At 66.0% G+C, this 18,645-nt stretch carries 19 protein-coding genes; 15 read left to right on the top strand and 4 right to left on the bottom strand.

Features of this window, described 5'->3' with window-relative positions; translation table 11 throughout:
* Positions 1-12: 12 nt before the first annotated feature.
* From ACQR1B_RS22840 to ACQR1B_RS22820, 5 genes are read left to right on the top strand one after another with little or no spacing between them, the layout of a single operon-like run.
* Positions 13-1,263 (top strand): ABC transporter substrate-binding protein, encoded by a 1,251-nt coding sequence (locus ACQR1B_RS22840; RefSeq protein ID WP_434833648.1) that lies wholly within the window; start codon positions 13-15, stop codon positions 1,261-1,263.
* A 13-nt stretch (positions 1,264-1,276) separates the two neighbouring features.
* A complete protein-coding gene (locus ACQR1B_RS22835) occupies positions 1,277-2,149 on the top strand; it encodes a branched-chain amino acid ABC transporter permease (protein ID WP_434833649.1) in 873 nt (290 codons plus the stop codon).
* Entirely contained in the window at positions 2,149-3,150 is a 1,002-nt protein-coding gene (locus ACQR1B_RS22830; protein ID WP_434833650.1) for a branched-chain amino acid ABC transporter permease, read from the top strand. Before ACQR1B_RS22835 ends, ACQR1B_RS22830 begins: the two co-directional genes overlap by 1 nt.
* Complete coding sequence (locus tag ACQR1B_RS22825) at positions 3,147-3,902, top strand: ABC transporter ATP-binding protein (RefSeq protein ID WP_434833651.1); 756 nt, start codon at positions 3,147-3,149, stop codon at positions 3,900-3,902. The genes ACQR1B_RS22830 and ACQR1B_RS22825 overlap by 4 nt, the downstream gene beginning before the upstream one ends.
* The gene (locus tag ACQR1B_RS22820) at positions 3,895-4,614 is read left to right on the top strand and encodes an ABC transporter ATP-binding protein (protein ID WP_434833652.1); all 720 of its coding nucleotides are present in this window, start codon (positions 3,895-3,897) and stop codon (positions 4,612-4,614) included. Before ACQR1B_RS22825 ends, ACQR1B_RS22820 begins: the two co-directional genes overlap by 8 nt.
* A gap of 20 nt (positions 4,615-4,634) precedes the next feature.
* Here the strand turns inward: ACQR1B_RS22820 and eutC are convergent, their stop codons facing one another.
* The 3 genes from eutC to ACQR1B_RS22805 are packed head-to-tail and all read right to left on the bottom strand — an operon-like array spanning position 4,635 to position 7,017.
* Positions 4,635-5,420: an ethanolamine ammonia-lyase subunit EutC gene (eutC, locus tag ACQR1B_RS22815; protein WP_434833653.1), complete on the bottom strand. Its 786-nt coding sequence runs from the start codon at positions 5,418-5,420 to the stop codon at positions 4,635-4,637.
* On the bottom strand, positions 5,420-6,805 hold the full coding sequence (locus ACQR1B_RS22810; protein WP_434833654.1) for an ethanolamine ammonia-lyase subunit EutB: 1,386 nt from the start codon (positions 6,803-6,805) through the stop codon (positions 5,420-5,422). Before ACQR1B_RS22810 ends, eutC begins: the two co-directional genes overlap by 1 nt.
* Before the next feature lie 17 nt (positions 6,806-6,822).
* Entirely contained in the window at positions 6,823-7,017 is a 195-nt protein-coding gene (locus tag ACQR1B_RS22805; RefSeq protein WP_434833655.1) for a hypothetical protein, read from the bottom strand.
* Between the two features lie 96 nt (positions 7,018-7,113).
* Here ACQR1B_RS22805 and ACQR1B_RS22800 point away from each other — a divergent pair, with 96 nt between their 5' ends.
* From ACQR1B_RS22800 to ACQR1B_RS22775, 6 genes are all read left to right on the top strand, one after another.
* Complete coding sequence (locus ACQR1B_RS22800; protein ID WP_434833656.1) at positions 7,114-8,121, top strand: ABC transporter substrate-binding protein; 1,008 nt, start codon at positions 7,114-7,116, stop codon at positions 8,119-8,121.
* A 12-nt stretch (positions 8,122-8,133) separates the two neighbouring features.
* A complete protein-coding gene (locus ACQR1B_RS22795) occupies positions 8,134-9,141 on the top strand; it encodes an ABC transporter ATP-binding protein (RefSeq protein WP_434833657.1) in 1,008 nt (335 codons plus the stop codon).
* Positions 9,138-10,826: an ABC transporter permease subunit gene (locus tag ACQR1B_RS22790; RefSeq protein ID WP_434833658.1), complete on the top strand. Its 1,689-nt coding sequence runs from the start codon at positions 9,138-9,140 to the stop codon at positions 10,824-10,826. The genes ACQR1B_RS22795 and ACQR1B_RS22790 overlap by 4 nt, the downstream gene beginning before the upstream one ends.
* Complete coding sequence (locus tag ACQR1B_RS22785) at positions 10,826-11,596, top strand: DeoR/GlpR family DNA-binding transcription regulator (protein WP_434875134.1); 771 nt, start codon at positions 10,826-10,828, stop codon at positions 11,594-11,596. The genes ACQR1B_RS22790 and ACQR1B_RS22785 overlap by 1 nt, the downstream gene beginning before the upstream one ends.
* An 80-nt stretch (positions 11,597-11,676) precedes the next feature.
* On the top strand, positions 11,677-12,021 hold the full coding sequence (locus ACQR1B_RS22780; protein WP_434833660.1) for a Lin0512 family protein: 345 nt from the start codon (positions 11,677-11,679) through the stop codon (positions 12,019-12,021).
* A 162-nt stretch (positions 12,022-12,183) separates the two neighbouring features.
* Positions 12,184-12,777, top strand: a complete 594-nt coding sequence (locus ACQR1B_RS22775) for a hypothetical protein (protein WP_434833661.1) — start codon at positions 12,184-12,186, stop codon at positions 12,775-12,777.
* Between the two features lie 32 nt (positions 12,778-12,809).
* On the opposite strand, the gene ACQR1B_RS22770 is transcribed toward ACQR1B_RS22775, so the two are convergent.
* A complete protein-coding gene (locus ACQR1B_RS22770; protein WP_434833834.1) occupies positions 12,810-13,715 on the bottom strand; it encodes a LysR family transcriptional regulator in 906 nt (301 codons plus the stop codon).
* 89 nt (positions 13,716-13,804) lie between these two features.
* Here ACQR1B_RS22770 and ACQR1B_RS22765 point away from each other — a divergent pair, with 89 nt between their 5' ends.
* From ACQR1B_RS22765 to ACQR1B_RS22750, 4 genes are all read left to right on the top strand, one after another.
* Entirely contained in the window at positions 13,805-14,767 is a 963-nt protein-coding gene (locus ACQR1B_RS22765; protein ID WP_434833662.1) for an NAD-dependent epimerase/dehydratase family protein, read from the top strand.
* A gap of 138 nt (positions 14,768-14,905) precedes the next feature.
* Positions 14,906-16,258, top strand: a complete 1,353-nt coding sequence (locus tag ACQR1B_RS22760; protein ID WP_434833663.1) for an alpha-amylase family glycosyl hydrolase — start codon at positions 14,906-14,908, stop codon at positions 16,256-16,258.
* Positions 16,259-17,054: 796 nt separating this feature from the next.
* Positions 17,055-17,264 (top strand): hypothetical protein, encoded by a 210-nt coding sequence (locus ACQR1B_RS22755; protein WP_434833664.1) that lies wholly within the window; start codon positions 17,055-17,057, stop codon positions 17,262-17,264.
* Between the two features lie 14 nt (positions 17,265-17,278).
* Positions 17,279-18,229 (top strand): HNH endonuclease, encoded by a 951-nt coding sequence (locus tag ACQR1B_RS22750; RefSeq protein ID WP_434833665.1) that lies wholly within the window; start codon positions 17,279-17,281, stop codon positions 18,227-18,229.
* Positions 18,230-18,645: the final 416 nt, after the last annotated feature.

Raw genomic sequence — 18,645 nt, 5'->3', positions numbered from 1 at the left:
AGGGAGAACATCATGCCAACGCGCGACACGAAGCTGCGACGAACGGGAGTGTCCCGCCGAACGGCGCTCATGGGAATGTCGGCAGGGCTCGCCAGCCTCGCGATGCCGCGCCTGGGGCGCGCCGCCGACGACACCATCCGCATCGGCTTTCCGACGCCGCTGACCGGCCCGTTCGCGGCCGAGGCGCGCGACCAGGTCAAATGCGCCGAGCTGGCCGTCAAGCTGGTCAATGACAAGGGCGGCATCGCCGGCCGCAAGGTCGAGCTGCTGGTGCGCGACGACAAGCTCAATGCCGGCGAGGCGGCGACGCGGACACTGGAGCTGATCGAGAAGGACAAGGTCCACGCCGTCGTCGGCGCGCTCTCCAGTGCGGTGCAGCTCGCCGTCAACGAGGTGACGCGGGCGCGCGGCGTGATCTACGTGTCGATCAGCCAGTCCGACACCATCAACGAGGTCAAGGATTTCAGCAAATACACCTTCCATGAGGCGCTGAATCCGCACATGACGACGGCCGTTGTGTCGCGCCAGACCATCAAGAAGGGCATGAAGGTCGCGCATCTCGCCGCCGACTATGCCTATGGCCACGAGATGCTGCGCGGCTTCAAGCGCGCCCAGGCCGCGATCGGCGCCGACAGCGTCGGCGAGATCCTGCATCCGTTCGGCGCGGCAGACTATTCCACCTTCATGCCGCGCCTGATGTCGATGCGCCCCGACGTGCTATGCATCAGCAATTTCGGCCGCGACCAGGCCAACGCGATCAAGCAGGCGGTGGATTTCGGCATCAAGCAGCAGATGAAGATCGTGGTGCCGGTGATCCTGCACAACCAGCGCCTTGCGGTCGGTCCCGACGTGTTCGAGGGGGTCGTCGGCGGCGCCAACTATTACTGGGGGCTCGAAGCACAGAACAAGACGGCGGCCGAGTTCAACAAGGCGTTCCGGGCCGCCAATGGCGGCGCGATCCCGACCGACTACGGCGCCTATGGCTATTCCGGCGTCGGCTCGCTGCTGCAGGCCATGCAGGCCGCCGGCGGCACCGAGACGGACAAGGTCGTCACAGCGCTGGAAGGCCTGCAATACGACATCACCAAGGGCCCGCAGCACTACCGCAAATGCGATCACCAGTCGGTGCAGTCGGTGCTGGTCCTGGAATCCAAGAAGAAGTCGGCGATGGCGAACGAGAACGACCTGTTCGCGATCCTGGCCAGCGACCCCGGTGCGGACGAGATGCTGCGGAGCTGCAGCGAACTCGGCCACGCGACCTGATCCACGCCGTCGCATGGACCTCTCGCTGATCATCATGCAGCTGTTTTCCGGCATCGCCCTCGGGGCGGTGCTGGTGATTACGGCGCTCGGCCTCACCATCGTGTTCGGCATGCTGGGCGTGGTCAATTTCGCTCATGGCGCGCTGTTCATGATCGGCGCCTATGCCGGGCTGTATCTGGCGTCGCTGACCGGCAGCTTCTGGTGGGGGCTGCTGCTTGCGCCGCTGCTGGTCGGTGCCTTCGGTATGCTGATCGAATTCGTCCTGGTCCGGCGTCTGTACGGGCGGTCGATCGATGATCCGCTGCTGCTCACCTTCGGCCTCAGCTACATCCTGGTCGAAGGCGTGCGCATCGTGTTCGGCAGCGACGGCATTCCGTTTCCGACACCGTCGCAGCTGATCGGCGTGGTCGATCTCGGCGTCGGCTTCTTTCCCAAATATCGCCTGTTCGTGATCGCGCTGGTCGCCCTCGTGCTGCTGGCGCTGTGGCTGACCCTGGAGAAGACCCGGGTCGGCCTCATCGTCCGCGCCGGCGCGCGCGATCCGCAGATCATGCGCGTGCTCGGCGTCGACATCGGCAAGGTGTGGCTGGCGATCTTCGGCCTCGGCGTCGGCCTTGCCGCGCTCGGCGGCGTGCTGGCGGGGCCGATGCGCAGCGTCAACCCGGAGATGGGCACGCTGGTGCTCGCGGAGGCCTTCGTCGTCACCGTGATCGGCGGTCTCGGCTCGATCGTCGGCGCCGTCGTCGCCGGACTGATGGTCGGCATCTGCATCAGCATGGTGGCGCTGTTCGCGCCGGAGATGGCGACCATCGTGATGTTCGCGCTGATGGCCGCCGTGCTGTTGGTCCGGCCGCAGGGCCTGTTCGGGCTGAAGGGGAGAGCATGATGACGGTGCAGTCGACCGACGAAGCACCGCCGCTTCATCAGGCGCAGCGCCTCTTCGCGGTGCTGGCCGATCACCGCGTGCTGGTCTCGCTCGTCGCCCTGGCGCTGCTGCCATGGCTGCTGCCGTCGAAGGCGCTCGCGGTCAACGTCCTGATCTACGGCGTCGTGGTGATGGGCTACAATCTGTTGTTCGGCTACACCGGGCTGCTGTCGTTCGGCCATGCCGCGTTCTTCGGCACCGGCGCGTATCTGACCGGCATCGCCATCGGCCGCTGGGGACTGCCGTGGTTCGCCGCGGTGCCGCTGGCGATCGCCGCCAGCACTCTCCTCGGGGCTGCGATCGGCACGATCTCGACGCGTACCCGCGGCATCTACTTCTCGATGGTGACGCTCGCGCTGGCGCAACTGGTCTATTACGTCGCACTGCAGGCGTCGTCCTTCACCGGCGGCGAGAACGGCCTGCGCGGCTTCACGGTCGATCACATCAACCTGCTCGGCGTGCACGTCAACTTTCTCGATCCCATCAATAAATACTACGTCCTGATGGCCTTCGCGGCGGTCGCGATCTGGGTGCAATCGCGCATCCTCAACTCGCCGTTCGGCGCCGTCATCGAGGCGATCCGCGAGAATGAGCAGCGGGCGCGAGCCTGCGGCTACGACGTCGAGCGCTGCAAGCTGATCGTGTTCATGCTGTCGGGCGCGATCTCGGCGGTGGGCGGCTGCATGTCGGCGCTGCATCTGTCGATCGTCCCGCTCGACATCCTGCATTACCAGACCTCCGGCATGATCGTGATGATGGTGCTGCTGGGCGGCGCCCGCAGCTTCTTCGGGCCGTTCATCGGCGCCGCCAGCTTCCTGATCCTGGAGGACGTCGTCTCGCTGTGGACGCCGCATTGGCAGATCGTCGTCGGCGCGATCTTCGTCGTGTTCGTGCTGTTCCTGCCCAAGGGCATCTGGGGCACGCTGCTGGACATGCTCCCGGTCGCAAAGGAGCGGCGATGAGCACCGAATTGTTGCAGGCCGAGGGCATCGGCCGCCGCTTCGGCGGCTTCGTCGCGCTTGAAGGCATTTCGGTGTCGTTCGCCGCGGGCGAGCTGACCTCGATCATCGGCCCGAACGGCGCCGGCAAGAGCACGTTCTTCAACATCCTCTCCGGCACCTTGCCGCCGAGCAGCGGCACCTTGCGATTCAAGGGCCGCGCGTTGAACGGGCTGCCGCAACACCGCTTCGTGCATCAGGGGATCTCGCGGTCGTACCAGATCACCAACATCTTTCCCGACCTGTCGGTGCACGAGAACGTCCGGGTCGCAGCGCAGGCGATGCACGTGGCTTACGACATCTGGCGCAAGCGCGCGGATCTCGTCGAGCTGAGCGAGCAAGCCGATGCGGCGCTCGCGTCCGTGGGCCTGATCGGCAAGCGCAGCGAGCTGGCCAAATTCCTCGCTCATGGCCAGCAGCGCGCGCTGGAGATCGCGATTGCGCTGGTGTCCGAGCCGGAACTGCTGTTGCTCGACGAGCCGACCGCGGGCATGGGGCCCGAGGAGACCAAGGAAATGGTCGCACTGCTGGAGCGGCTGGCCGAGCGCCGTACGGTGCTGCTGGTCGAGCACAAGATGAAGATGGTGCTCGGCCTGAGCAAGCGGGTGCTGGTGCTGCATCATGGCCGGCTGCTCGCCGACGGCAAGCCTGAGGACATCCGCAGCAATCCCGACGTGCGCCGGGTCTATCTGGGACAGAGTGAAGGCTATGGCTGAGACCGCGTTGCTCGAACTCGACGGCGTCCAGGCCTGGTACGGCGCCAGCCATGTCCTGCACGGCATTTCCCTGCGCGTGAACGAGGGCGAGGTGGTCGCGCTGGTCGGCCGCAACGGCGCCGGCAAGACCACGACGCTCCGCACCGTCATGGGGCTGATGCCGAGGGCTGCAGGCCGCGTCCGGTTCGCCGGGCAGGATCTGCTGCCGCTCGCCGCGCATCGCCGCTTCCACCTCGGCCTCGCCTATGTGCCGGAGGAACGCCGCATCGTGCCGGGACTTTCGGTGCGCGAGAATCTGCGGCTCGGGCTGGTCGCGGCCAAGGCCGAGATCGAGGAACGCGCGGCGTTCGCCGAGATCGCCGAGACCTTTCCGCGCCTGCGGGAGCGGCTGGATCAGGAAGGCGTCACGTTGTCGGGCGGCGAGCAGCAGATGCTGGCGATCGCCCGCGCGTTGATCGCGAAGCCCAAAATGGTCCTGCTCGACGAGCCCTCGGAAGGCATCATGCCGGTGCTGGTCGAGGAGATGGGCGTGCTGTTTCGCCGGCTGCGCGACCAGGGCAAGACCTTGCTGCTGGTCGAGCAGAACGTCGAATGGGCGCTGCGGCTCGCCGATCGCGCCGTCATCATCGACCAAGGTGAGGTGGTGCATGAAAGCAGCGCCGCCGCGTTGCTTGCCGACAAGGACATTCAGGATCGCTACTGCGCCGTGTAATGGTCTTGCCTTTGTCGGCATCATGACTGGCCATCGTTCTCCAGTGCCGGCGGTTGCGGCAGACGCGCAAGGCTGACGCCTGCGGCCTGATGGCGGAACATGCGGTCGATCAGTTCGGCGGCCTGCGCCGCGGCATCTGCGGGCGCCAGTCCGCCCTGGCGGACATTGGAGATGCAGTTGCGCTCGGAATCGACGCGGCCGCGGCGCGGCATCCAGGTGAGATAGAGGCCAAGTGAATCCGCCGCGCTCAATCCCGGCCGCTCGCCGATCAGCATGATCGAGGCGGACGCGCCGAACAGTTCGCCGACATGGTCGGCGAGGGCGACGCGGCCTTGCGAGGCGACGATGATCGGCGACAGCCGCCGGCCGGTCGTCGCCAGGCGCGGCATCAGGGCATCGAGCACGGGCAGGGCGTTGACCTGCACCGCGCGGCTGCTTAGGCCATCGGCCACCACCAACACGATGTCGACCGGCGCCCGCGGCTCGGACAGCAGCGCTTCTGATTCAGGAGATAGCAGGCGACCTTCGTCCGGCCGCTGCAGATAGGTCGCGCGATCGGTGGCACGGCTGTGGACGGCGAGCGTGGGCCAGCCGCGCGCGGTCACGTCAGCCGCAAAGTGCTCGGCATCGAACGGCTTCCGCACGGCATCGCGCGCCTCGGCATGCGCGGCCTGGAAGCCAAGATGCGCCGATGTCGGCAGGCCCGGGCCGCACCGTCCCAACGCGATGCGCGCCTCGGTGAAGCGCGACAGCCAGATCCAATCGTCGGATGACGTGGTGGGGGCCTTGTCGTCCGGGCCGCTCATCACTCGGCCTCCAGCAGCGGCAGCGAAGGCATCAGTCGCGCCGGTTCGAAGCGCAACTCACCTTTGATGTCGCTGATCCCGGTCGCCGCCAGCCACGCTTCGAATTCCGGCGCCGCGCGCTTGCCCAGCACCTTCCGCACATAGAGCGCGTCATGGAACGAGGTGCTCTGATAGTTCAGCATGATGTCGTCGGCGCCGGGCACGCCCATGATGTAGGTGCAGCCGGCGACGCCGAGCAGCGTGAGCAGCGCGTCCATGTCGTCCTGGTCGGCCTCGGCATGGTTGGTGTAGCAGACGTCGCAACCCATCGGCAGGCCGAGCAGCTTGCCGCAGAAATGATCCTCCAGCCCCGCGCGCATGATCTGCTTGCCGTCGTAGAGATATTCCGGGCCGATGAAGCCGACCACGGTGTTGACCAGCAGCGGCCGGTAGCGCCGCGCCACCGCATAGCAGCGTGCCTCCAAGGTCTGCTGATCGACGCCGCAATGACCGTCGGAGGAGAGTTCGCTGCCCTGGCCGGTCTCGAAATACATCACGTTGCCGCCGGCCGGACAGCGCCCAAGACTTTCGGCCGCTGCGAGTGCCTCGTCGAGCAGCGACAGCGTGATGCCAAAACCGCGGTTCGCCTCCTCGGTGCCGGCGAGCGACTGGAACACGAGATCGACCGGCGCGCGGCGCTCGATCGCCTTCAGCGCGGTCGTGACATGGGCGAGCACGCAGGACTGGATCGGTGCATTGGAGGCGAGCCGCAAGGTCTCGATCATGTCGAGCAAATGCATCATGGTATCGACGTCGTCGCTCGCCGGATTGATGCCGATGGTGGCATCGCCCACGCCATACATCAGTCCGTCGAGGATCGAAGCGGCCACGCCCTTGGGATCATCCAGCGGATGATTGGGCTGCAGCCGCGTCGACATCCGCCCCGGCAGGCCGATGGTGCAGCGGAAGCGGGTGATCACCTCGCATTTGGCGGCGACCGTCACGAGATCCTGCAGCCGCATGATCTTGCTGACGGCCGCGACCATCTCCGGCGTGAGGCCCGGCGACACAGCGGCGAGCATCGTCGCGTCGGTCGTATCCGACAGCAGCCATTCGCGGAACGCCCCGACCGTCAGGCTCGCCACGGCTGCGAACGCGCGGCCGTCGTGCTGGTCGACGATCAGGCGTGTGACCTCGTCGCTCTCATAGGGAATGACGGCCTCGTTGAGAAAATGCCGCAGCGGCAGGTCGGCGAGCGCCATGCGCGCGGCGACGCGCTCGGCCGCATCCTGTGCCGCGAGCCCGGCGAGCACGTCGCCCGAGCGCAGCGGCGTCGCCTTCGCCAGCAGGGTCCGGAGATCGTCGAAGCGATGGGTCGTGCCGCCCAGCGTGTGTGAAAAACCCATTGGCGTCTCTCTGCCTCTCAACTGCCGGCGACCGGAATCGCATCCGCACCGATATCAGCGGCTGATGTCATCATGGCAACCTCGCCGCCCGTGTGCGCGGTCAGTGCCTGCAAACCACGTGCGAGCGCGGCGACAGTTGCGACGAGCGCTGCGCTGCGATCGATGCCTTCGATATAGGCAATTGCTGATTTGCACGACATATGCGCAATCATCGTAGACGCGCTTCCACAAATTTGCAAATAATCACTCAAATCCACATTCGATCGGACGGGATCGGGCCCGCGCCGCAGCTCACGAAGGACATGACGATGTTGCAGCTGTTGAAGGGTCTCTCGGCAAGTCTGGCGCTGGTCATGCTCGGCGCCGTCGCACAGGCGGGCACGGTGACGGTGTACACCGCGCTGGAAGAGGACGAGATCGCCGACTACGTGAAGGCGGCCAAGACCGCGCTGCCCGACGTCGATCTCAAGGTGCTCAGGCTGTCGACCGGCGATCTCGGCGCCCGCATCATCGCCGAATCCGGCAATCCGCAACACGATGTGATCTGGGGCTGGGCCGTCACCAACATGCTCGATCCGCGTATCACCGCGTTGCTCGAACCCTATGAGGTGAAAGGCGCCGACAAGCTGCCGGCCTCCGCCAAGGGCGCCGACGCCAGCTGGTTCGCCGCCACCGGCTACGTCACCGCGTTCTGCGTCAACACCGAGGTGTTGAAGGCGAAGAATCTGCCGATGCCGACCTCGTGGAAGGATCTCACCAACCCCGTCTACAAGGGCGAGGTGGTGCTGCCGAACCCGGTCTCCTCCGGCACCGGCTACATGCAGATCGCCGGCATCCTGCAGTCGCAGGGCGAGGAGAAGGGCTGGCAGTTCCTCAAAGCGCTCGACGGCAATGTCGCGCAATACATCAAGTCCGGCTCGCGGCCCTGCAAGGCGGCACGCGGCGGTGAGTTCGCGATCGGCGGCTCGCTCGCCTTCGCCGCGATCAAGTCGATCGAGGAGGGCTTTCCGATCAAGATGGTGATCCCGACCGACGGCGCGGGCTATGAGCTCGAGGCGTCCGGGCTGATGAAGGCGGCCAAGAACAAGGCCGATGCCAAGCGCTTCCTCGACTGGACCTTGTCGTCCGAGGCGGCTGCGCTCTACACCAGCTACAAGGAGCTCGTGACCATCTCGGGCACGCCGCCGTCGAAGGCCGCGCAGACCGCGGGCTTCCCGGCCGACGCATCCAAGGCCGTCTATCCGATCGACTTCGCCCGCTCGGCGAGGGAGCGCGACGGCATTCTCAAAACCTGGCAGACCAGCATCGGCCGCTGAGCGGGTGTCGTCATGACGCTGGAGCTTGACCGGCTGCACAAGACGTTCGACGACTTCGTCGCGCTCGACCACATCTCCTTGAAGGTCGAGGGCAGCGAGTTCGTCTGCCTGCTCGGGCCGAGCGGCTGCGGCAAGACCACCTTGCTGCGGATCATCGCGGGCCTGCTGACGCAGGACTTTGGCCGGCTGCTGCTCGACGGAAAGGATCTCAGCGCGGTGCCGGCGCGCGAGCGCGGCTTCGGCATCGTGTTCCAGTCCTACTCGCTGTTCCCCAACATGACGGTGGCCGAGAACATCGGCTACGGCATGCGCATCCGCAAGATCGGGCGTAGCAAAATTGCCGCGCGCGTCGCCGAGCTGTTGGAGCTGATCAAGCTGCCGCATCTGGCCGACCGGCTGCCGTACCAGTTGTCCGGCGGCCAGCAGCAGCGCGTCGCGCTGGCGCGCGCCGTCGCCGTCGATCCGCGGCTGATCCTGCTCGACGAGCCGTTGTCGGCACTCGATGCCAAGGTGCGTGCCGATCTCCGCGTCGAGATCCGCGAGCTGCAACGCCGGCTCGGCATCCCCACCATCATGGTCACACACGATCAGGAGGAGGCGATGATGCTGTCTGACCGGATCGTCTGCATGAATGCAGGCCGCATCGAGCAGGTCGGCGCGCCCCAGGATCTCTATCTCAGGCCGGCGACCAAGTTCGTCGCCGACTTCATGGGCAGCAGCAATCTGCTGCCGACCGACTGGGTGCGCGACGCCATGCCGGCGCTGATGACTTCGCGTCCCCAGGGCGCCGATGCGGATTATCTCGCCTGCCTGCGTCCCGAGCATGTGCGGCTTCAACCTCTCGACGCTGGCGAGGCGAGGGTGGTCGACGTCACCTTCCTCGGCAACATCAGCCGCACCCGCGTCGCCTGGAAGGGCCGCGAGCTGTTGGTGCAAACCGGCCATGTCGACGGTGTCGCGCCGGGCGCTGCCGTAGCGGTGTCGGTCGACGCCGCAGGCTGCGGCTGGGTGCGCGCGTGATCATCGCCGCCGTCGAGGTCGCGGAACGCAGCGGCTTCCGGCTGCGGCGGGCCGGCAATGACCGGCTGCTGATCGCTTCGGCGATCGCGCTGCCATGCCTCGCGCTGCTCATCTTCTTCGTGTTCCCTCTCGCGATGATGCTGTGGCGCAGCCTGGTCGCCGATGACGGCGGAATCGGCTTTGCCAACTACGTTGCGTTGGCGCGCACCCCCGGCATCCTCAAGGCGACGCTCAACAGCCTGACGCTCGGGCTCGCCACGACCGTCTTCTGCCTGATCCTCGGCTTCGTGCTGGCCTATACGATGACCCGGACCCGCGTGCCCGGATCGCGCGTCATCTCCGCGGTGCTGGCGTTGCCGATGCTGGCGCCGTCGCTGGTGCTCGGCCTCGGCCTGATCTTCCTGCTCGGCCGCAACGGCCTGATCAGCGGCATGCTCGGCAAGCGCATCGACATCTACGGCCTGCCGGGCCTTTTGATCGCCGACGTGCTCTACGCGCTGCCGCAGGCGGTGCTGATCCTCAAAGCCGCGCTCGCCCATGCCGATGCGCGCTATTACGACGCCGCCGAGGTGATGGGCGCCGGGGGCTGGCGGCAGTTCTTCGATATCACCTTGCCGAACGTGAAGTTCGGCCTGCTTAGCGCCGGCTTCGTCGTGTTCACGGTCACCATCACCGATTTCGGCAACGCCGCCGTCATCGGCGGCGACTATGCGGTGCTCGCGACCGAGATCTACAACCAGGTCACCGGGCAGATGAAGTTTGGCATCGGCGCCGTCGTCGGCCTCCTTCTGCTCGCGCCGACGGGGATTGCCGTCTATATCGAGCGGGTCGCCGCGCAGCGCCAGTTCGGCGGCGGCGCCGAGGGGGCCGTGCCGCCGCAGCTCAGCTTCGTCCCGGCGCGCGACGTGCCGCTGTCCATCGTCACGGGTCTGGCGACCCTCTCGGTGCTCGCCGTCATCGGCGTCGTCATCTATGCGAGCTTCATGCGGTTGTGGCCGTACCGGCTGACCTTCACGCTCAAGCACTATGACATCACCCTGAGCGGCGGCTATGCGCCGCTGTGGACATCGCTGCTGGTCTCCGTCGTGGCCGCGAGCCTCGGCACGTTCCTGCTGTTCGCGCTGGTCTATGGCATCCGAAGGCTGCCGTCGTGGCTGGCCAAGATCGTCTATCTCGTCGCGGTGATGCCGGTCGGCGTGCCCGGCCTCGTGCTCGGCCTGTCCTACATCTTCGCCTTCAACATCGCGGGATCGCCGCTGTCGGTGTTGTACGGCTCGGCGCTGCTGCTCGCGCTGTGCAACTTCTATCACTACCACAGCCAGGGCTTCCTCACGATGGTGACCGGCATGCGCGCGGTGCCGCCGGCGCTGGAGGAGGCCGCGACCTGTCTCGGCAGCGGCGCTGGCGAGGTGCTCGCCAATGTCATCATTCCCGTGATGTCGCCCACTCTGGTCTCGGTGTTCTTCTTCCTGTTCATGCGCTCGATGGTGACGTTGTCGGCCGTGATCTTCTTAGTGACGCCGTCGCTCGGCATCGCCGCGGTGTCGGTGATGCGGCTCGACGAGGCCGGCTTCGTGTCGCAGGCCGCGGCGTTCTCGACCTGCATCATGCTGGTGGTCTGCGCCGCGGCACTGGCGATGCAGCTGGCGCTGAAATGGCTCGCCGCGCGCGGCGGACGCCGATGATGCTGCAGGAGGACCGCCACCAGCGCATCCGCGCGCTGCTCGCCACCGTCGGCCGCGCGACCACCGATCGCATCGCCACCGATCTCGGCGTCTCCCGCGAGACCGTGCGCCGCGACGTGCTGGCGCTGGAGGCACGCGGCGAGCTGCGCCGCGTCCATGGCGGCGTCGCCGCGATCGCGCCGGAAGCCGAGCCGCCGATCACGGTGCGCGCTCGGGTGCGCCTTGCCGAGAAGACGCGGATCGCGCAGGCCGCGGCGCGTCTCGTCAGCCCAGGCCAGACGCTGTTTCTCGACGTCGGCTCGACGGTCTCGATCCTCGCCCGCGAGCTGGCGACGCTGTCGGGCCTGACCATCGTCACCAATTCGTTCGAGGTCGCGACCATCATCGGCGGCGCTTCCGGCGAGCGCAGCAATCGCGTCATCGTGCTCGGCGGCGAGCTCGGCAGCACCCTGCCAGCGACGTTCGGCTCGACCACGGTGGCCGAGATCCAGCGCTGGCAGGCCGACGTCGCGCTGCTGTCGCCGGTCGGCATCGATCATCGCTATGGTGCGACCAGCTTCGACATCGAGGAGGCGAACGTCGCCCGCGCGATGGCGGCTGCGGCCAAGCGCGTGCTGATCCTCGCCGACCACAGCAAGATCGGCCAGACCAGCCGCGTCGCCACTTGCGCACCCGACCGCATCGACAGCCTGATCACCGATGCGCGCGCCGCTGACGATGCTGCGCTCGGCGCGCTGCGCGGCGTGGTCGGCGACGTCGTGATCGCCTGAACTCTGCATCGGTTGCGCTCTGCGGCGATGGCGCTAAGGTCGCGCAACAAGTGACCAACACCAGGTGAGGGAATCCCGACATGGCGCGCATCCGCTGTATCACCGAGATGGGCATGGGCGTCGACGTCCACGGCCGCGATGCCACCAAGGCCGCCAAGCGCGCGGTGTCCGATGCGATCCGCCATTCCAGCCTCGGCTTCTTCCGCATGGTCGGCAAGACGCCGCAGGACATGTTCGTCGATGTCACCATCGCGGTGCCGAATCCGGAGGCCGTCGACACCTCCGCGGTGGCCAAGGAACTGCCCTATGGCACGGTGACTGTCACCGCCGTGAAGGGCGGCCTGGAGATTCCCGCCGAGGCCGGCAGCGATGCCATCATCATCGCCAATGCGGCCGTGCTCGTCCATCTCGATGATGGGAACTAGACCCGCGCACATGCATCATGTGCGTGTCGTTCAAACAGCTGTGTGCTATGACACGGCTTCGAAATGCCGCGGCCGCAGCTTATGATGGCGCGCGACGGAGCCCCAGCCATGAACGGCGGAGTGGCCTGAGCGCCAAGGCCGCGCACCACCGACCGGGACGATATGGTATCGCGCACCGAGATCAAACGGCAGAACGACTATCTGTTGCGCCAGCAGCACGACTTCCGCCGCGCCGCTGACATCGTCACCGATGCGCTGGCGGCGTTCGAGGAGATCGAGGCGATCGCGATCATCGGCTCCGTGGCGAAGCCGCTCTGGAAGGAGGTGCCGCGCTTTCGCGATTTTCGCGAGGCCGGCATCGAGGTCTGGCACGAATGCAAGGATCTCGATCTCGCGGTGTGGATCCACTCTCAGCATCGGCTCGGCGACATCCGCCGGGCCCGCGATGGCGCCATGGCCGCGGCCTACCAAGCCGGGACCGGCCCGGGCACGGTCGGCCACCAGGTGGAGATCTTCCTGATCGAGCCGGGGACGGATCGCTATCTCGGCCGGCTCTGCTACTTCAACAGCTGCCCAAAGCACAAGCGGGACTGCGCCACGCCAGGCTGCGGCGCAATCGCGTTCAACAAGGTCGTCGACGGCTTCGTGCCGCACGATGACCTGCTGGCGGCCGCGAGCTATGCGACCCTGTATCGCCGCGGACAGGGACGCCTGCGCTCGGCCCAGGACCTGCCGGGGCCGGTCGATCGCGATTGACGCGCGGGCTCGGCGCTGCCGCGCTTGCGGCCTCACCGCGCGCCCTCACTGACCCAGCGGCTCAGCCCCTCCGCCAGCCCGTCGAACATCGCGCGAATCGGGGCTGAGTCCTTCTGGTCCTCGTGCACGGCGAGCCAGCAGTCGAGTTCGAACGCGACCTGGTCGGCGAGCACCGGCACCAGCGCCGGATTGCGGATCGCCATCGCCTTCTGCATGCCGCCGATGCCGAGGCCGGCTTCGACCGCCATCACCTGGGCGACGTCGGAGTCGGTGCGATAGGAGAAGAGTTCGCGCGAGATCGGCAACTGTGAACTCGCCACCGAGCGCGCGGAATGATCGTCGCGGTCGAAGCCGATGACATGATGCGCCGCCAGCGCCGCAATCGTGTCCGGCAGGCCGAACCGGGCGATGTAGTCGCGGTGCGCGTACAGCCCAAGCGGAATGTGCCCGAGCCGTCGCGCGACGAGGCCGTCCTGCTTCGGCCGGATCATCCGCACCGCGATGTCGGCGTCGCGCCGCAGCAGGTCGTCGGTGCGGTTGTTGAGCACCAGCTCGATCACGATGTCCGGAAACCGGCCGCGGATGCCGGCGAGGATCGGCGGCAGCACGAAGGTGCCGACGATCTCGCTCGCCGAGATCCTGACCACGCCGCGCGGCTGCAGCGGATCGCCGCCGGACTTCGCCGCGCGCACCAGCGCCGCGAACGCCGCCTCCATCGCCTCCGCATGTGGCAGCAGCGCGGTCGCGGCCTCCGTCGGCAGCAGGCCGGCCTGGGAGCGGGTGAACAGGGCGGTGCCGAGGCCGGCCTCCAACTCGTCGATGTGACGGCCGACCGTCGGCTGCGTCAGCCCGGTGGCGCGGGCCGCGGCGGACAGGCTGCCGCGCCTGGAAACGGCGAGGAAGGAGCGCAGCAGGCTCCAATCGGCGAGGTCGTTCATACGAAAACGTATAGCGGATAAAGAATGTTTGGCAATTTTCGTTTTGTGCGGGCCGGTCCAGATTGCTGGAAACAGCAAGGAGATCAGCCATGTCGCGCCCATCAGCCACCCCCACCGCCTTGGTCCTCGGCCTGACCGGGGCCATCGGCGGCGCCATCGCCGCGGCCCTGGCGCGGCGCGGCTTTGCCATCCGCGCGCTGACGCGGCGCCCGGCGGGGTCGCGGCCCGCTCCTGGCTTTGCGGTCGATTGGCGCGATGGCGATGCCCGCGATGCGGCCGCGGTCCGGGCCGCTGCGGAGGGCGTCAGCCTGATCGTTCATGGCGTCAATCCGCCGGGCTATGCGCGCTGGCGCGAGGACGCGCTGCCGATGCTCGCCAACACCATCGCCGCCGCAAAGGCGGCCGGCGCGACGATCCTGTTTCCGGGCAACGTGTACGTCTATTCGTCGGCGTCGCCGGCTCTGGTGAACGAGACCACGCCGCGCCGGCCGACGACGCGCAAGGGCCAGGTGCGGCTCGAGATGGAGGAGATGCTGGAACAGGCCGCGCGCGACGGCGTGCCCGTCATCGCCATCAGGGCCGGCGACTTCTTCGGTCCCGGCGTCGGCAATTCCTGGTTCGCGCAGGCGCTGGCGAAAGGCGGTTTGCGGGCGAAGGCCCTGCAGCGCCTGACGCAGCGCGGCATCGGTCACGCCTGGGCGTTCGTGCCCGATCTCGCCGAGACCTTCGCGCGCCTCGTCGACATCGGCGCCGGTCTGCCCGCCTACACGGTGGTGAATTTCGCCGGCCACTATGATGCGAGCGGGCACGACATGACCGACGCCGTCCGCCGCGTCACCGGCCGGCCCGATTTGCCGGTGAAGCCGTTCCCCTGGATCATGCTCTGGCTCGCCGCGCCGTTCGTGCGCTTCATGCGCGAGGCGCTGGAGATGCGGTGGCTGTGGAAGCAGAGTCTCGCGCTCGACAATCGCAAACTCGTCGGCCTGCTCGGCACGGAGCCGCATACGCCGCGCGATGAGGCGGTGCGGGCGGCGCTGGGTGCGGCTGGCTGAACGATGTTTAATCCCGGGCGCGCATCTCCACGGACTATAGTCACGAGAGGGACGATTGCGCAGCCGCGCCGTGATCGCGCGATGCGGCGATCCCCGAACGGCGCAAGTGGAGGGCGGACGTCGGATGAGGCATGGGCGATGACGCGCAGCTGGATCGAACATGCCATCGTCTGGCAGGTCTATCCGCTCGGATTTGTCGGCGCCGAGCGCGAAGCGCAGGCCTGCGATGGCGTCACCCATCGCCTCGGCCATCTCACCTCCTGGCTCGACTATGCCGTCGAGCTCGGCGTGTCTGCGGTCCTGCTCGGACCGATCTTTGCGTCGTCGACGCATGGATATGACACCACCGACCACTTTCGGATCGACCCGCGGCTGGGCGACGAGAACGATTTCGACGCGCTCGTCGCGGCCGCACGGGCGCGCGGCCTGCGCATCATTCTCGACGGCGTCTTCAACCATGTCGGCTGCGCATACCCAGCCTTCCAGCGTGCGCTTGCCGGCGGACCCGGATCGCCGGAGGCGTCCTGGTTCAAATTGAACTGGCCCGCGGGTGGGGGCGACGGACAACCGCCGGACTACGCGACGTTCGAAGGGCATCGTCATCTCCCGGTGTTGAACCATGACGACCCGGCGGTCGCCGATCACGTCGTGGCGGTGATGCGGCATTGGCTCGGCCGCGGCGTTGCCGGCTGGCGGCTCGATGCCGCCTATGCCGTCCCCAGGGCATTCTGGGCCAAGGTCCTGCCGCGCGTTCGCGCCGACTATCCGGACGCCTATGTCTTCGGCGAGGTCATCCATGGCGACTATGCCGGCTTCGTCCGCGAGACGGGCGTCGACGCCGTCACCCAATACGAATTGTGGAAGGCGGTCTGGAGCTCGCTGAACGACGGCAACTTTTTCGAGCTGGCATGGGCCTTGAAGCGTCACGACGCGATGCTGGACACATTCGTTCCGCAGACGTTCATCGGCAATCACGACGTCACCCGCATCGCGAGCCAGCTGCACGACGAGCGTCATCTGGCCCATGCGCTCGTCGTCCTGATGACGACGGCCGGCACGCCCTCGATCTATGCCGGCGACGAGCAGCGTTTCCATGGACTGAAGGAGCATCGCATCGGCGGCGACGATGCCATCAGGCCGTCGTTTCCCGCCAAGGCGTCCGATCTGGCCCCTTACGGCTGGCCGACCTATCGTCTGCATCAGCAGCTCATCGGCCTGCGGCGGAAAAATTCCTGGCTGCATCGCGCCCGCAGCAGGGTCATCGAGATCAGGCGTTCGGACCTCGTGCTCGAGATGTCCGATGACGCAAACCGGCTCTGGGTGGTGCTGAACCTCGCCGATGCGGAGGTCGGACGCGTGATCGAGGCGGCGGCCGATCGGATCGCGGGCGACATCCAAGTGTCTCGCCGCGGCGTCATGACGAACATCGTCATTCCCCCGCACGGCTGGGGCGTTCTCGCCGAGGGCCGCTCCGACGGTCGGGCTGCCTGATGCGCGCTTGCCATGCGGGAAAACGTCAGCTCCCGGATCGGGGTGGTGGCTGAGAGCCGCTGACGCAGGCAGGAGCACGTGTCGCCTCGTTCTCGCGGCGCGCATGGCGTCCGAGCTTTGCCAATCGGGGCGCCCTCGAAAGACGAAGGCGCAGGGAATGCCGGGCGCTGGCCGCACCCATGGCCCGCCAGCTCAAAAAATGCTGGCGGCAGGAACCACAGGTTCAGCCGAGACATCCCGGCATTCCCCGCGCGATGGTTGGGCGGCTTATACGTCCTCTCCCCGGGGACCGGCTGTCTTGCCCCCGTCACGAACGGCTCATCATCACCATCCGCTTGGCCTCAGCACCGGGAGGCCAGGACCCTACGATTTCGCCGGCGCATCGGAAACGTTCGTCCGCATGTCGAGCATGCTGCGCTCCGACGCGCCCACCGCATCCCACCCCGCGTGTCGTGACGATCGCGAAACGCCCCTCGTGCCGAGGCGGGACGAGGGTAGACAACCACGACTTCCGGAAAAAAGAAATAGGAAAATTTTCGCCGAAACGACTGGACAGGGGTGATGTGGTTGAGGCGTCGGATGAAAAAAGCCTCCCGGCGCATCGCGACTTTGCCCGCGGCCGACGAAGGAAACGGCGTGCATCGCAGATCGAGTCGCCCGTCGGGTGAGCGACGCCAGGCTTGGGATAGCCATCCATCTGAGGATTGACGCCGGCGGTAAAAAAACGGAAACACGCATCGGACGCATGGATTAATTTGTTCGCTCGACAAGTGAATTGCAGGGGCGGGGACGGGCATTGACCAGCTTCTACGAGCGGCCGATTCTCAATTCGCCCTATGCGGCGCTGAAATGGCATCATCCGTTTGATGATCGCGGCCAGCCGCTGGACGGTGCGCCGCGGTCGGGGCGGCGGCCGTCCAATCGCTCCGGTGTCCCCAGTAAGGACGAAACATCGGATGGCGCGCCAGACCGAGATCAATCTCGCGACTTGTTGGTCGACGTCTAAATGCAGAGTCTACAATGGCAGAACTCTATTTGGCCAATACAGACAACGCGTGGTTTGATTTTCTCAAGGCGCGCTCTCCGCTCGAAGACGTAAATTTTTGGAAGCCGACTGCTCAGCCCTTTAAGGCCATCGAAGAGGGGCAACTATTCGTATTCCGACTTAAATCTCCTAGGAATAGAATTGGTGGCTATGGAATGCTCGCCAGCAGTATCAACGTTCCAATCCAGTTGGCCTGGGAGTCGCTAGGAGAGCGAAATGGTAGTTCATCAATTGCGCAAATGATTGATACTATCAGTCGGTACCGCAATGGTGAAAGAGTTACGGCGCAAACAGTGATTGGGTGCCGCGTCCTGACCTCGCCGGTATTCTTCGAGCCGCACGAGTGGTTTCCCGTTCCCTCCGACTGGTCGTCAAATATTGTTACGGGGAAAGTCTACAGCACTGAGACAAGCCATGGCGCCAGCCTGTTTGCTGAATTGGAAGCTCGAACGAGGATCCCCGCAGATTTACAAAGTGGCAAGCGCTTGATCGGAGAGGGCGGTTTTTCGTCGACCGAGCAGGCGCGCTATGGTTCGCCGGGCTTGGTTGCGCCTCGTCTCGGACAGGGGGCATTTCGGATAAAAATTGCGCAAGCCTACGATTTTCAATGCGCGTTGTCCGACACAAAAGTTCTCCCAGCACTGGAGGCTGCTCATATACGCCCGTACTCTGATGGTGGGGTTCATACGTTGCCGAACGGAATCTTTCTCAGAAAGGATATTCACAGCGTTTTCGATGCGGGGTTTGCGACCTTAACGGATGATCTGCGTTTTCACGTTAGCAGCAAGATCACGCAGGTATTCAACAACGGTAACGAATACAAGCGCTTGCACGGCCAGCAGATAAAGATGCCAATTCGTGAGCAGGATAAGCCATCGATTGAAAGTGTCCGCTGGCATCAGACGGAGCGATATGTGGGCGATTGAGTGGGCGCGATCCATCGCTTGAGCCAGCTGACGTGAGATCTGCGTCGACTGTGGTCTCAGCCGAGGTCTGACGGTAGCGCTACATGGAACCCGCTTACTTCAGAATCCGAGTTTCAGGTTCGGATCAACGAGGCCACGGGACGCCTTGAAGGTGTCTGCAAACGCACGCGGCTTCGGGCGAACAACCAAAGTGGACCTGATTGGCGCAGCGTCTCCGTCAACCTCTGGCATGCTCGGCGCTGGGCTCTCCGGTTCGGAAGGTTTCCGCTCGGCTAGCTCGTGACTCTCGTCCACTTCGTCTATCGGTCGACTGCCTCGGCTTGCTGTGTTGGTCTTGCTCATTGGATCTCACCGCTGGCCAGCGTTCGTATTCAGGATCATGATGATTTAATGGCTCGCCTTCAAGGCTAGGCCAC

The sequence above is a fragment of the Bradyrhizobium oligotrophicum genome, from assembly GCF_051168495.1.
GTDB lineage: Bacteria > Pseudomonadota > Alphaproteobacteria > Rhizobiales > Xanthobacteraceae > Bradyrhizobium > Bradyrhizobium oligotrophicum_A.
Note: the sequence above shows the minus strand (reverse complement) of the source record. Positions and strands in the feature narration are given on the sequence as shown.